Source organism: Geomicrobium sp. JCM 19039 (assembly GCF_000698145.1).
GTDB lineage: Bacteria > Bacillota > Bacilli > Bacillales > Marinococcaceae > Geomicrobium_A.
The window spans coordinates 23,088-37,237 of sequence record NZ_BAXB01000018.1 but is presented as its reverse complement, the minus strand read 5'-3'; the positions used below and the strand labels follow the sequence as shown (position 1 = coordinate 37,237).

Annotated in this window: 17 protein-coding genes and 1 pseudogene; 3 read left to right on the top strand and 15 right to left on the bottom strand. The window is 43.6% G+C overall.

Going from position 1 to position 14,150, the window contains the following annotated elements:
• Positions 1–3: 3 nt before the first annotated feature.
• From JCM19039_RS15635 to JCM19039_RS15620, 5 genes and pseudogenes are all read right to left on the bottom strand, one after another.
• Positions 4–1,005, bottom strand: coding sequence for a TRAP transporter substrate-binding protein (locus tag JCM19039_RS15635; protein WP_042428912.1), 1,002 nt, complete (start codon positions 1,003–1,005; stop codon positions 4–6).
• Between the two features lie 19 nt (positions 1,006–1,024).
• Positions 1,025–2,027 (bottom strand): annotated as a pseudogene (locus JCM19039_RS28090) (substrate-binding domain-containing protein).
• A gap of 193 nt (positions 2,028–2,220) precedes the next feature.
• Positions 2,221–3,030: a potassium transporter TrkG gene (locus tag JCM19039_RS26675; RefSeq protein ID WP_255343680.1), complete on the bottom strand. Its 810-nt coding sequence runs from the start codon at positions 3,028–3,030 to the stop codon at positions 2,221–2,223.
• Positions 2,946–3,518, bottom strand: coding sequence for a potassium transporter TrkG (locus tag JCM19039_RS26670; protein ID WP_255343679.1), 573 nt, complete (start codon positions 3,516–3,518; stop codon positions 2,946–2,948). Before JCM19039_RS26670 ends, JCM19039_RS26675 begins: the two co-directional genes overlap by 85 nt.
• Positions 3,519–3,572: 54 nt before the next feature.
• Positions 3,573–4,247 (bottom strand): TrkA family potassium uptake protein, encoded by a 675-nt coding sequence (locus JCM19039_RS15620; protein WP_042428910.1) that lies wholly within the window; start codon positions 4,245–4,247, stop codon positions 3,573–3,575.
• A gap of 203 nt (positions 4,248–4,450) precedes the next feature.
• On the opposite strand from JCM19039_RS15620, the gene JCM19039_RS23315 reads away from it, so the two are divergent.
• The gene (locus JCM19039_RS23315; protein WP_081834569.1) at positions 4,451–4,627 is read left to right on the top strand and encodes a YfhD family protein; all 177 of its coding nucleotides are present in this window, start codon (positions 4,451–4,453) and stop codon (positions 4,625–4,627) included.
• A 42-nt stretch (positions 4,628–4,669) separates the two neighbouring features.
• Here JCM19039_RS23315 and JCM19039_RS15615 read toward each other — a convergent pair whose 3' ends face one another.
• The 7 genes from JCM19039_RS15615 to groES form a co-directional block, all read right to left on the bottom strand.
• On the bottom strand, positions 4,670–4,873 hold the full coding sequence (locus JCM19039_RS15615; protein WP_042428907.1) for a DUF3888 domain-containing protein: 204 nt from the start codon (positions 4,871–4,873) through the stop codon (positions 4,670–4,672).
• Between the two features lie 412 nt (positions 4,874–5,285).
• Positions 5,286–6,737, bottom strand: a complete 1,452-nt coding sequence (locus JCM19039_RS15610) for an LVIVD repeat-containing protein (protein WP_152550238.1) — start codon at positions 6,735–6,737, stop codon at positions 5,286–5,288.
• A gap of 141 nt (positions 6,738–6,878) precedes the next feature.
• Positions 6,879–7,484, bottom strand: a complete 606-nt coding sequence (locus JCM19039_RS15605) for a poly-gamma-glutamate hydrolase family protein (RefSeq protein ID WP_042428901.1) — start codon at positions 7,482–7,484, stop codon at positions 6,879–6,881.
• Positions 7,485–7,693: 209 nt separating this feature from the next.
• Positions 7,694–8,563, bottom strand: coding sequence for a glycerophosphodiester phosphodiesterase (locus JCM19039_RS15600; RefSeq protein ID WP_152550237.1), 870 nt, complete (start codon positions 8,561–8,563; stop codon positions 7,694–7,696).
• A 17-nt stretch (positions 8,564–8,580) separates the two neighbouring features.
• Positions 8,581–8,712 (bottom strand): hypothetical protein, encoded by a 132-nt coding sequence (locus JCM19039_RS26665; protein WP_255343678.1) that lies wholly within the window; start codon positions 8,710–8,712, stop codon positions 8,581–8,583.
• Between the two features lie 428 nt (positions 8,713–9,140).
• On the bottom strand, positions 9,141–10,778 hold the full coding sequence (gene groL, locus JCM19039_RS15595; RefSeq protein WP_042428898.1) for a chaperonin GroEL: 1,638 nt from the start codon (positions 10,776–10,778) through the stop codon (positions 9,141–9,143).
• A gap of 54 nt (positions 10,779–10,832) precedes the next feature.
• Positions 10,833–11,117 (bottom strand): co-chaperone GroES, encoded by a 285-nt coding sequence (gene groES / locus JCM19039_RS15590; protein WP_042402835.1) that lies wholly within the window; start codon positions 11,115–11,117, stop codon positions 10,833–10,835.
• A 263-nt stretch (positions 11,118–11,380) separates the two neighbouring features.
• Here groES and JCM19039_RS15585 point away from each other — a divergent pair, with 263 nt between their 5' ends.
• Together JCM19039_RS15585 and JCM19039_RS15580 are read left to right on the top strand one after the other, a co-directional pair.
• The gene (locus JCM19039_RS15585; RefSeq protein ID WP_042428896.1) at positions 11,381–12,124 is read left to right on the top strand and encodes a CPBP family intramembrane glutamic endopeptidase; all 744 of its coding nucleotides are present in this window, start codon (positions 11,381–11,383) and stop codon (positions 12,122–12,124) included.
• The gene (locus JCM19039_RS15580) at positions 12,121–12,309 is read left to right on the top strand and encodes a DUF4305 domain-containing protein (RefSeq protein ID WP_042428893.1); all 189 of its coding nucleotides are present in this window, start codon (positions 12,121–12,123) and stop codon (positions 12,307–12,309) included. The genes JCM19039_RS15585 and JCM19039_RS15580 overlap by 4 nt, the downstream gene beginning before the upstream one ends.
• Before the next feature lie 139 nt (positions 12,310–12,448).
• On the opposite strand, the gene tatC is transcribed toward JCM19039_RS15580, so the two are convergent.
• Genes tatC through JCM19039_RS15570 form a run of 3 tightly spaced genes read right to left on the bottom strand, consistent with a single transcriptional unit; the run spans position 12,449 to position 14,084 of the window.
• Complete coding sequence (tatC, locus tag JCM19039_RS15575) at positions 12,449–13,219, bottom strand: twin-arginine translocase subunit TatC (RefSeq protein ID WP_042428890.1); 771 nt, start codon at positions 13,217–13,219, stop codon at positions 12,449–12,451.
• Positions 13,220–13,263: 44 nt separating this feature from the next.
• A complete protein-coding gene (locus JCM19039_RS23310; protein WP_081829355.1) occupies positions 13,264–13,425 on the bottom strand; it encodes a twin-arginine translocase TatA/TatE family subunit in 162 nt (53 codons plus the stop codon).
• 17 nt (positions 13,426–13,442) lie between these two features.
• Positions 13,443–14,084 (bottom strand): redox-sensing transcriptional repressor Rex, encoded by a 642-nt coding sequence (locus JCM19039_RS15570; protein WP_042428888.1) that lies wholly within the window; start codon positions 14,082–14,084, stop codon positions 13,443–13,445.
• Between the last annotated feature and the right edge of the window lie 66 nt (positions 14,085–14,150).

The window sequence follows — 14,150 nt, the reverse complement described above, 5'->3', positions numbered from 1 at the left end:
TCCTTATTGGTCGGCCAACTCTTGAATCGCTTCGTATAGCTCGACTGCATCGAGCTCTTCTGCGATTCGTTCCCGTACCGACTGTGTCTGCTCAATGAATGGTTCAATATCTACTTCATTCACGATTGCACCCTCATCTTCTAGTGCTTCTAAAGAAGATTCTGCGAGTTGTAAATCCGCTTCCCTTGCCGCTTCTGTAGCAACCTCAGCAGCGATCTCAATCATTTCTTGTTCTTCATCCGTAAATCTCTCCATCACAACGTCAGACGTTAAAAAGAAACGCGTCGTAAAATCGTGGTCAGTAAGAGAGATGTAGGGCGTCACTTCATGGTGACTAGACTGATAAACATTCGTAAAGTCATTTTCTGAAGCATCAACAACACGGTTTTGCAACGCTTGATACATTTCGTCCCAAGCAACGCTAACGGGGAGCGCGCCAAGTGCAGACCAACTGTCTTGAATACCAGGTGAATCTTGGGTTCGGATGCTCACATTGCGAAGGTCCTCCACCTCTTCCACTGGCTGTGCCCCGTAATATTGACGTACTCCTGCTGTCCAGTATCCGAGGACTTGGAGGTTCGTCTCGCTTTCTACCATCTGGCTCATCTCTTCACCAATGTCCCCATCGACAACGGCCAACCAATGTTCATAACTTGTGAATAAATATGGCATAGAAAACAAATCAACTTCTTGCTGCACTTGTGTCATAAACCCTGGTGACACAACGGTCATATCGACGCCTCCGGTGGCGATGCTTTGCAACAACGTGTCCTCATTACCTCCTAGCGATCCATTTGTATGTAGTTCTGCTGTAATTGCGCCATTCGATGTCTCTTCAATTGCATCGCGGAATTCTCGAAATCCAACAGCAAACGGACTACTTTCATCCAACTGCGTAGCAAGAATGAGTTTCTTAGGATCCCCTGGATCTCCAGCCACATCTTCTGACTGGCAACCTGCTAATGCGATCACCGATACTAAACTCAACAATCCGAACTTTTTCATGCATTCTCCTCCTTGTCCGTTAACAAGATAATCGACGTTTCAATACGGGTTGTAGCCGGTACGTATTCTTTTCTCGTACGCATTGTTCACCGTTCTCGATCTCTGCTAAAAGTAGCTCTGCAGCTTTTCTACCCATCTCAAATGTCGTTGCGCAACCGTTGTTAAAGGCGGATTAAAGAATTCTGCAAAGGAAACATCATCGATACCAATCACAGCGAGCTTTTCTGGAACGAACAGTTTTTCAGATTGAATGTATTTGAGAATCTCTTGAAGCACCCGATCATTTCCGGCAATGACAGCATCTGGGGGAGATTCACTCATCATTTGTTGCATCTCCTTCTGTACGTCATCGACCTCAGCGCTTCGCACAAGTGCCTGATCTACATGGACCCCTAAACTTTTTAGCACTTGATAATAGGCATCCTTACGTTCCACCCGAGGGTAATGTGATGTTTGATCGGTTGAGTAATTAAGCCGATTTTCTCATACCCTTTTCCGACTAGCTCCTCCACAGCAAGCCTAACGGCTTCTAAGTTATCGGATAAGACCGCATTGACTTCAACATCTTCAATCAATCGGTCTAAAAAAACGAGGGGGTAGTGCTGTTCCACTAATTGTGTGAACAATGCTTGATTATCACTCGTTGGAAGGACGATTAGACCGTCTACTTGCTTTGCCCGAAGCATATCAATGTAATGCTTCTCCTTTTCCGGTTGGTCATCTGCGTTGCAAACGATCACATGGAAATTATTCGCATGGCACGTATCTTCAATTGCCCGAACGATTCCAGTAGAGAATTCGTGCAAAATATTCGCAACGATCACACCGATCGTTCGCGTTTTCTTCTGACGCAAGCTTCGCGCAACACCATTCGGACTATATTCCAACTCATCAATCGCTCGTTCGATTTTCTTTTTTGTCTCATGGCTCATATAGTGAAAACGTTCGTTCATATATTGTGAAACGGTGCTTTTGGACACCTCCGCTAACGCGGCAACGTCCGCTATCGTCACTTTACCCATCAAACACCTCCATAACTAAACCGATTTATCTCTGTGTAAAAAAGGAAGCGCATCCAAAGAAACGCTTAAAACTAAATCGATTTATGATTCCGTTATATTGTAGCTTGATGAAAGCGGTTTTACAACATATTATTTAAGATTTCCACAAAAATCAGCGTGACGCTCTCTCCAATGAGCGTCACGCTGTTCAGGTTTATCCAATCAATACTTGATCTTTCGGGTAGCTTGCTCGACTTACCGTCTGTTGATAGGTGAGAGCGTACGCCAATGCTAGCGGCCCTAAGCGGCCAACAAACATCGTAATCATGATGACTACTTTTCCAACTGTTGAAAGCTCATCTGTAAAGCCCATTGACAAGCCTGTCGTACTAAATGCGGATACCACTTCAAATAGTACGGTTAAGAAATAAACGTCATTAATCCCTTCCGTTACAGTAAGAATGAGCGTCGCAACAATAATAAACGCAAGTGAACTCACAACGACTGCAAGAGCTCTCATGATCGTTTCCATCGCAATCGTTCGCTTAAACGCATGCACTTGATTGCCACTTCGGAATGTATTGAACATGGCCAACAACAAAACAACAAACGTGTTCGTTTTTATTCCCCCACCTGTACCACCAGACGATGCACCAATAAACATGAGCACAATGATGAGAAATTGTGAGGCAACGAGCATACTGCCAATATCTACCGTATTAAACCCCGCACTACGAGGGGTGGCACTTTGAAAATAAGCAGCCCATAACCGCTCCGATACAGATAACCCGTTCGAAGCTGGATTCCATAGCTCTAAAAGAAATAACGCCACAAAACCAAAGACGAGAAGTGAAGCTGACGTCGTAAGTACGACTTTAGAATGTAGAGACAAAAAGCGGAAATTCCTCGTTTTGTATACGTCGGCAATGACCATAATCCCTAAACCACCGACAATAAACAACGTGGAGAGGCTAAGGTTAACGGTAGGATCTCCCACAAACTGTTCCATACTCTGATCGAACAAGGAGAAACCGGCATTATTAAATGCTGCAACCGAATGAAACAATGCATAATAGAAGGCATCTGCCAGCCTAACTCTTCATGCCATCTCCACGTTAGAACAAGTGTACTTCCCCCTTCTAATAAAAGGGCAAACAGTAAGACAATCATTGCGATTCGTAACAATCCCCTCGCAGACAGGGAATTCGTTGTCGTCTGAAGCAATTGTCGGTACTTTAAACCCGTCACTTTACCAAGTAGAATCGCTATCGAAATACCAAACACCATAAACCCTAGTCCACCGAGTTGAACGAGAACCATAACGACCGTTTGCCCAAACATAGATAAGTCCGAACCGGTAGAAACGACCGCCAGACCAGTCACACAAACTGCCGATACGGAGGTGAACAACGCATAAGTAAATCCAATACTTGTTGGACCTGCAGAAGACAATGGCAACAGCAGAAGCACCGTCCCAATCATAATTAAGAAGAGAAATCCGATAATGATCACTGAGGGGGATTAATGTGAATATCTTTATTGTGGAGTCTCACCTGTGCACCTTCTCTACTTTACTGTCTTATCGTAATCCTTCTGCATTTTTTGAATCGACTTTGGTTTTCCAATAAGAATTAATATCTCCCCTTCTCGAAGCACTCGATCTTGCTTAGGGGAGATGTCGATGTTTTGCTTTCGATCTTTAATGGCCACGATTGTACAACCGTATTTGCGGTTGACCTCTAAATCTTCAATCTTCCAATGACTCATCCCCTTTTGCACGAGAATTTCCTCGACGTGATAATCATCTGACAGTTCCAAGTAATCAACGAGATGATTTGACCCGATAAGATTGCCTAGACGCCTACCCATATCTCTTTCAGGGAAAATAACTTGATCTGCACCAATTTTTGTAAGTACTTTACCGTGGTGCTCATCTTTTGCCTTGGCGGTAATCTTTTCAACTTCCATTTCCTTGAGCAATAATGTAATGAGGATGCTTGCTTGTAGGTCTTCTCCAATACCGACAATCGCATGACTATATTTATGAATGCCAAGCTGTTCCAGCGCGACTTCATCGGTTGCATCAATTTGAACAGCATAACTTGCATCTGTTGATATTTCTTGAACTTTGTGTTCATCAATATCGATGGCCAGCACTTCATGACCATTGCCGATCAAAGTTTTTGTTACACTAACGCCAAATCTCCCTAAACCGATGACGACAAATTGTTTTCTTTTCAAGTGACTGCCTCCTATCCTTTTTACACTATGCAAATGGTACATAAAAAAACCTGTCAAAAGGGCATAAATTCCCCCAGATTGACAGGCTCCACCAAAAAACAGCTATGTATTACAAGTGATTATAAACGTTATTCGATGTAAGTCAAGAGCTATTTGCATAAATGTTCAGCAGTTTGACAGCCTATTCATGAAAGGAGGCTCCTATGACGAGAGGACAATCGAAAAACAACAAACGAAAAGACAAATCCAAACTATCTCAAACCCCTGAAGCACTTAAAGAAACTGATGGAGAAGATGTAGAATATTCTTCAGAGCTGGCTGACCATGATGACCTTGTTGCAAAACGTCGCGCTGAAGAAGCTGAAAAGCGGAGCCATTAATCGCCAAGTGCGCACACGCTCATCATTGTGTGTGCGCATTGGCTACGATTTCGTATAACAGACCACTTCTGACGAATGATCAACCACTTCAACGTCCTCATTCTCTACAATAAACGTGATCGTATCAATCGTGTTCGGCGGATCGTGGTCGCCGTAGTAGGTTAAATACGTGGCTGTAACCGTCACGAATTCGTTATCTTCGTTTTTCGTTTCTAAAGCTAACAAATCATGGTGCTGCTCACCCATGCCAAGCAGTTCTTCAGCATATGGGTAATGACCGATTCGTATACATCTTCCTCTGCTTTAGCCAATGTTGTAGTCATCATACATACAACGATAGCCAAAAAAACAGCTTGCAGTTTTTCATCCGCACTCACCTCAGCGGTTAATTTTCCCGAAAGCGAGCATTTTTATCGAAGTTAAAATTACCCTTTTGCTAAATGAAGCACCGACTCGTAAGAAATGGACGCCCCATGTGATTTTAGAAGTGTCGGCCTCTTAGGTGAATCACAAAAACGGCCAACGTTCAAAATGGACGTTGGCGTTTTACATCAATGAAATGACCAGTTAATCCTTATGTTTGCTGAACTACTCTAGTGAAACGGTAAGATCTGTTGAATTTTTGCAAAGACGAAAGGCTTTACGCCTAATGTAGATTCTAGTTCAGATGCTTTGGCTGTAAAAGGGGTCGTATATGTCGGCGGCCCACCAGGGCACTGCCCCAGTTCACATCAAGCACCTTTAATCCACTGCCCATATCGGAACCAAGAATGTAGTCTCCGTAAATGAACACTCCCCACACATTGGCCGCATCGGGTACATAAGACGCTACTTCTCTCGGATGATGGGGGTTTGATAAGTCAATCATGCGTATTCCATCAGAATAGTGGGAGAGATACAGCTTATCTCCCTCAACTTTAGGGTCATGTACGGTATACGTTCCTCGCTCCCTTTCTTCTGGATCAATTTGTTCTTGTGAATTATCTGAACGAATATCGCTTATGAGAATTGGGTTTGATTTATCCGAGATGTCATAAATTCGGGTGTATCCCCATCCTCTTTCGAATTCTGGATCGTCTGGATCTGGCTCAAATACTTCTCTTGTCTCTACGAGAATCGTATCATCATGAGCGAGCGCGGCGGAGTGAGCAGCACCTTGGACATCTCGCTCAAAACTCGTATGACCCACTACTTCCGGCGCTTCAGGATTGCGAATATCCATAATAACAGTACCTAAATCCCAATAAGAGATGTATGCATAATCACCTGCCTGATCGGTAATGACACTATGAGCAAATGCGGAACGTTCGGCCCCTTCTTCATCCGTGTAATTCATTCCATCAAAATCATTAGCACGAATCAATTCCCTCGGATCCCAGTTGTAAAGGTGCTCTGGGTTCTCGGGGTCGCTCACATCAACGATAGTGAAATCATGATAGTCACCTTCGGTATAAAAATCCGCATAAATGTTCGCCGTAAGAAGAATGGCTCGGTCTTCTTGCGTCGTCAAATACAACTCGTGCGTGCCTGTTAGTACGTCAGCAGGAAGCTCATAATAGCCAAGTTTTTCGGGTCTTTCTGGATTGGTAACATCATAAATCGCCGTACCAGATTGTTCGGTTTCATCTTGATTGTATTTTTGTAGACTAACGACAGCTAAGTCCCCTGTAAAATGGGGTGTGTCCACCGACTTGACAATGACTTTTTCCTGCCAAGTACCCGGAATATCATTTGCAAATACACTCACCTCTTCTGGATTTTCTGGGTCCGTCATATCAAACACACGAACGCCCTCATTGGATCTTGCCCCCCGGTGTGTTCCTAAGTATGCATGGTCTTTATGCGCATACACGTCTGCAGTCGTCACACTCTGCCCATCAATCTCCTTTAGTTCAACAGCTGCAACTTCAGTGACATTAGTGAATTGCCCTTGCTGAACTGTAATAGACGCTTCTCCGCTCGCGTGCGAAGGACCAGGTTCAACAGGTTTAACGATCCCCTGCCCATGCTCCTCTGGGCCAAGGTTACACGCATGAGCAACAGGTGCACCGAGCGCAAGCATTGCTGCGCCTCCTACAATGGCAGTACGCTTAAACATCCTATACAACAAAAGCCATCCCTCCTCAATTAAGTATCGCTTTAATTGTAATATTTTTACTTTTTTTAATGAAATAGTCTGTTTTTATAAAATTATTAATTATTAATTCTTTGATTTAGTTTACCGCTGCATCGATCTTCTATATTATAGAAATCAACGGTACACTTCACTCAAGGCAGTGACGTACGACAAACACTCCCCAGTCCTCGATTCCATTCGGTGTGGGAGTGTAAAGTTGTGAAAAAACATCATCCGCTGCGCGAGACTAATCTCTAATTGCACACCTTTCAAACACCGATTCATATTGACGATGTTTCTTGGTGATTGACCCGAGAACAGCGTTCCCTGCTCTGCAATACGTGCAGTAAACCCTGCGGTTTGTAGCGCGCATAGCGTCTCCCTTTTTAACTGTTCATCACGTCCCCCAATAATTGTCTCTCTTTGTTCAGGCTTACCAAGATACCCATGTATAGCAAGTGTTGTTGTTGATTCGCCCACCACGTGTACACAGGTCGGTTCATCAAAATGGGTCGATGTGATGTGCATATCCGCGTTACCTGATCTTTGCCTACCTTCAAATATGTAGAAGCCCATACCCGTGCGTTCTGCGAGCAACCTCGTCAATTCACTCGTACCTGGTTCAATCCCCCCACCATGGGGCGCAATAATCATCCGCTGCTTGGCACTTACATGAATATCGTAGTCTTGCCCTTTCATATGTTGCATTTTAAGTTCATCATACGTTTCATATCGATCCATCGTCAGGCCCCTTATATCGTTTATAAGTAGTTACTTCTCCATTGGCAAGATAGCATAATTAACGCAGAAGCAGTACTCTTTTTATCGTTTATTTTGTCTCTTTACGATCTGAGTGTATGATGGGATTTTATCGCATTTTCATTTAAAACCCAAGAAAACCGAGCATACACGCTAATATGCTCGGTTTCTTCATTCTATTCTACACTTGTTCATCCATTCTCTAGCACTTCATGAAGCTGGTCAGGGAAATCAGTGAAAATCCCGGTTACGCCCCAATCGACGAGACGTTGCATATTGTCTTGATCATTTACCGTATACACATGAAAATGAAATCCATGGTCCAATGACTGTTGAACAAATGCTTCATCAATTACTTCTGTACCATCATAATAGTCGAGATGTGCGCCAATACCTGCGGCATATGAGCCGATCTCTTCAAAATGTTCATCTGTCATATCTACTGGAGCGGGTGTGACATCTAGCCACTCTTCTAATTCTCCTGTTTCTTCATCCACTTCCCACCATAGCAGTTGTATGAGTGGAATATCGGCATTAAGTTCATGCATCATTTTCAAACTCTCCGGGCTGAATGACTGCAAAAGCACCGTTCCGTTGTCCACAAGCCCTGCCTCTTCTACAATCTCAACGAGTGGCTCTTCCATTCCTTGGTTAATTTCTGGTGATTTCGTTTCAATGTAATAATTCTCGTCAGGTCCATACAACTCAATAATCTCTTCGACAGTGAGAATTTCTGCGCCTTCATACGCCTCATCTGCATACTCTGGATACTCTTCATTAAACCAAGAGCCGGCATCTAGTTCCTTTAGCTCTTCAAGCGTATAATCACCAATCGCTCCTTCTCCGTCTGTCGTTCGGCTTATTTCATCATCATGAAAAGCAACAAGCTCGCCATCAGCGGTCATTTGCACGTCAAACTCTAAATAATCTGCGTCCATTTCTAGTGCAAGATTAAAGGCATGCTCAGTACTTTCCGGAGCATACCCACTCGCCCCGCGGTGAGCAATAACGGCGAAATCATCTGGATCCGTTATTTGCTCAACTTCTTCATCTGCATCCACTGCCTCTTCGTCTTCATCTACTTCTGCTGTCTCCTCTGTTTCTTGCCATCCCCTGTTTCAACATCTGCTTTCTCTTCATCAGTATTGCAAGCCGTCATTAATGCAACTAAACTGACCGTCCCAATACCCATGTGCCATGGCTTTCTCATGTGCAAAACCTCCTGATGTAAAATATATTTAGTATGATTTAAACACAATAAATACTAGTAGAAAACTACTCGTTCTGCAACTAAGAGTTGATGCTGATATATGGAGAATAAGTGACGTCAGCTATTGTTGTTACAGGTAACTTGAACAAAGCCCCGCATTTTAGCCGGATTTAATAAAAGAATGAGTATAACGGTTACACCATATGTACGTCCCTCGCATCGACGTGTGTCAACTATACACCAGTATGTGTCTACCTCATGGGTACAATACCAAGTGCACGCTCTCGACACAGGTGCGCGCACTTTCGACAATCCGCCCTCGCCCACCTCACTACCTGCAAGTTAACCTTTGAAACAGTAAAAAAACCCCGAGCTAAATTCATAGAATTTAGCTCGGGGTTGAATTTATTTAGGCTCGAATGCCGGAACTACATCATTCCTGGCATTCCGCCGCCCATGCCGCCCATGTCAGGCATTCCGCCGCCGGCGCCTTCTGGCTCTGGGTGGTCAGCAACGACTGCTTCTGTTGTTAGGAACAAGGCAGATACAGAGGCTGCGTTTTGGAGTGCTGAACGCGTTACTTTTGTTGGGTCAACAATACCTGCGTCGAACATGTTTACCCACTCGTCTGTTGCCGCGTTGTAACCAACACCGATTTCTTCTGTCTTCAAACGCTCAACAATGACAGACCCTTCAAGGCCAGCGTTGTGTGCAATTTGACGAACGGGTGCTTGAAGTGCGTGAAGAACGATGTTGACACCTGTTGCTTGGTCTCCTTCAGCTTGAATCGCTTTAACAGAGTTGTACACATTAACAAATGCTGTACCACCACCGGAAACCATGCCCTCTTCAACCGCTGCACGTGTTGAGTTCAGAGCATCTTCAATGCGTAGCTTACGTTCTTTCATTTCTGTTTCAGAAGCTGCACCTACTTTAAGAACAGCAACCCCACCAGAAAGCTTCGCAAGACGCTCCTGAAGTTTTTCTTTATCAAATTCAGACGTTGTTTCTTCTGCTTGTGATTTGATTTGGTTTACACGAGCTGTAATTTGGTCAGGAGCTCCTGCACCTTCAACAACTGTTGTGTTGTCTTTAGTAACAACGATTTTAGATGCGCGACCGAGTTGGTCAATCGTTGCTGACTTCAAGTCGTGTCCAAGATCTTCTGTAAGAACTGTTCCGCCTGTAAGAACTGCGATGTCTTCAAGCATTGCTTTACGACGATCACCAAAACCTGGTGCTTTCACAGCGACAGCGTTAAATGTTCCACGAAGTTTGTTAAGCACGAGTGTTGCAAGTGCTTCGCCTTCCACATCTTCAGCGATGATGAGGATTGGGCGGTTTTGTTGAACAACTTGCTCAAGAACTGGAAGAACTTCTTGAATGTTTGAGATCTTCTTGTCTGTAATGAGGACGTAAGGATTCTCAAGCTCTGCTTCCATCTTTTCGTTATCCGTAACCATGTATGGTGATGCATATCCACGGTCGAATTGCATCCCTTCTACGACTTCTAACTCTGTTGTGAAACCTTTTGATTCTTCAACAGTAATAACGCCGTCGTTTCCAACACGGCTCATCGCTTCAGCGATAAATTCGCCAACTTCTTCGTCGTTAGCAGAAACAGATGCGACTTGCTTAATTGAGTCGCGACCTTCGATTTCCCGGGAAATCTTTTGAAGTTCTTCAACAGCGACTGCTGTAGCTTTTTCGATTCCACGACGAACGCCCATTGGGTTTGCACCAGATGTTACGTTCTTAAGTCCTTCTTGGATCATCGCTTGTGCAAGAACCGTTGCCGTCGTTGTACCGTCACCGGCAATGTCGTTTGTCTTGCTCGCAACTTCGGATACGAGTTGCGCACCCATGTTTTCAAAGTTGTCTTCAAGCTCAATTTCCTTTGCAATCGTTACACCGTCATTTGTAATCAGTGGTGAGCCGAATTTCTTTTCAAGAACAACGTTACGTCCTTTTGGTCCGAGTGTAACTTTAACTGTATTTGCGAGTTGGTCAACACCGCTTAACATTGCGCGGCGTGCGTCTTCACTATAACGAATATCTTTAGCCATTGAAATTACCTCCTAAATAAATGTATCTAGGCAGTGAGCCTAAGAGAAACTTCCTTAACCGATGACGGCTAAAATATCACTTTCACGTAAGATCAAATATTCATTGTCTCCGTGCTTTACTTCTGTTCCTGCGTATTTAGAGAAGATAATAGCATCGCCTTCACTTACTTCTGGAGCTACTTTCTCACCGTTTTCAGTGACACGACCTGTGCCAACAGCTACAACTTTACCTTCTTGTGGCTTTTCTTTAGCAGAGTCAGGAAGTACAATCCCGCTTGCTGTTTGTTCTTCTTGCTCAACTAGTTCAATAACAACACGATCACCTAATGGTTTTAACAAGGAAAACAACCTCCTTTGAGTTATGTTGTAAGCACGTCACTTCTTCAGTTGTTATACTGGGTTCAGGGACTGCACAATGGTTTTATTAGCACTCACTCACAACGAGTGCTAATTCCACTTTCAATAATAAAAGTTTCACCTAAAATTTGCAAGTGGTTGACGAAATTTTTTTGTTACGAATGTTGTTTCAGACAACACGTGTTGTGACATGCTACAATAGAATTGCTTTTTCTTAATTCCCGAACCTAAAGGAGTTTTGTTCCTTGAGTTACACGCTACGATACTGGCTCATTGTGATCGCATTTATTGTTGCCCAAGTGCTATCGCTGACGTTGGGCATTGTGTTTGGTTTATTTTCTAACATGAGTTTAGAAACCGCCATGTCAATGGCTGTCATCATTCCGTTTTTCCTCGGTGCAGTTACGATGATGTTGCTTATTCGAAACGCACATCCGCTCATGAGACCGGAGAAACCCCGTTCGAATATAGGGCCAACAATTGGTTGGATTTTTGCCGGTGTCGCTCTTGCGCTCATTGGTCAGAACCTCGGGTTTGCTATTCAGTCTGGGTTATACGGAGCACCCCGGGAATCTGAGAACACGATGATGTTATTAGAAGTGATGAGTTCGGTTCCGATTATGTTGCTTGCGGTTGTCATTTTCGGTCCGATCATGGAAGAGATTTTGTTTAGACAAGTGATTTTCGGCAAGTTATACAAACATATGAACTTCTTCTTTGCTGCTGGATTGAGTTCCTTAGCCTTCTCCATTGTTCACATGGAGATTGCCAATATTTTCGTCTATGCAGGCGCAGGTTTTGCCTTTGCTTTCGTCTATGTGATGTCCAACCGCATTATTGTTCCAATCATTGCACACTGTCTCATGAACGCCGTCGCCTCATTGCCAATCCTTCTTGAGTATCTAGGCTATGACGTTTTGGAAATGATGGAAAACGTTGAGCAGATGACGCAGTTCATTACACCGTTGATTGGCGTGTTCTTCTCATGAATCCGCTTATTCTAGCGGTATTGTATTTCTTAGTCGGGAATTTGTTTGTCATGTTTGCGATCGTTCATGTACAAACGGAAGGCTGGGAATTCTTTTCGGTTTTATTTATAGGCATTGCCGCGGCTGATTACATGCTCGCCTGGCACAATTTGCAAAAACGAAAACAAAGCCAGAGCAATGAGTGACAAATGCTTTTCGATTCGCCCTAATCACGAGCGATTGGGGCGAATCTCACTTTTCACAGTCGTTAGCTGTACATACGTATGATTTTACAAAAATAAAAACTGAGCCCATTTCACGTAGAATGAGCTCAGTTTTTTAGGTTTACTCTGAGTATGTGTCTGACTCTGCCATCTGCCGTTGTGCTTCAGCTTCTTCTTTTAATCGTTTCTTGTAAACCGCCCTAGAGATGACGAGGCTTAATTCATAAAGTAGCAATAACGGCACGGTAACCATAAGGTGAGAAATCAGTTCCGGTGGCGTAATAAACGCTGCAATAACAATAAGTGCGAAGTAAGCGTACTTCCGAATTCGGTGCAAAAACATCGGCGTAATAAGACCGAGCCGGGTTAAGAACATAATGAGCACCGGCAGCTGGAATAAGAACCCAAATGGAATCGTTAACCGAAATAGGAAAGAAAAGTATTCTTTAATTCCGTATTGCTCTGTAATATTGAGTCGGTCCCCGATACTAGCTAAAAACTCTAATAGATAAGGAATGAGGATATAATAAGAAAAGGCAATACCACCGAGGAAAAGCAAAACCGCAAGTGGAATATAAGATAACGTAATCTTCTTTTCTTTATCCGCCAAACCTGGGGAAACAAACGCCCACATTTGATACCAAATGACTGGCACAATCAAGATTAAACCGATGACAAAGGCAAAGTTAATATACACTTGCAGCGGGTCAGTAAGCTGAAAGGCGTTCATCGGGAAGTCTTGGGCTTGTGGGATGTTTTGTAAGTATTCAATGACCGTAGGCGCAGCTAGAAATCCTCCAGCCATACCGACAACAAGATAAATCGCAACGATAATTAATCGTTTGCGCAGTTCTTCAAAATGGGCGAGAAAAGTCATGTCTTGTTGTTTCATCTACACCCGTCCTTCATCCAAATCATAATCATTGTGTTCTCCATCTATTTATTCTTCTTCGTATCGTTAAGAACGTTCTGAGTTGCCTTTCGGAACTCTCGTACGGCACTGCCCGTCGCACGCCCCACTTCAGGAAGCTTATTTGGACCAAACACGATGAGTGCAGCTATGAGGATTACGAGTATACTGCCAAATCCAATATTCATAGTGTCTCCTCCTTTATTTACTTTGTTTGTAGAGGGTAATGTTTGAGAAAGTATATTAAAGATTGCAATTCAATCGATAGATCAATGTGATGCAAACGGATGTGATCAGGAACGCTCAGTCTCGTAGGAGTAAAGTTCATAATGCCTTGAATCCCTGTATTTCCCAAGCGGTCTGCTACCGTTTGTGCCACAGCTGATGGAACTGCGAGGATTGCCGCTTTAATGTCGGTTGTTACCTTTTCGTCTAGTTCATCCATATGACTAATGGTGACCCCGCCGATCTCGTGTCCGACAAGTGCACGGTCATTATCAAATGCTCGAACGATTTGCGTGTTGTTGTTTTTGGCAAAGTTATAGTTAAGCAACGCTTTGCCTAAGTTCCCAACACCCACTAATATAACATGTGTCGTCTCGTCCTGATCGAGTGTTTTGCGGAAAAATGACAACAAATAATGAACGTCATAGCCATATCCTTTACGACCAAGAGCGCCAAAATACGAAAAATCTCTTCGGATCGTCGCCGAGTCAATCTTCACCGCTTCGCTCAATTCTGTTGAGGACACGCGTAACTTACCAGAACCATATAAGTTCTCAAGATAACGATAATATAAAGGCAAGCGCTTGGCTGTTGCCTGGGGTATTTTCTGTTGTTCCTCCATAGGCATTCCCTCACGATCAGTCTTCTCTTTACAGCTAGTATTATAACATGTTTTCACCAAAGTCGC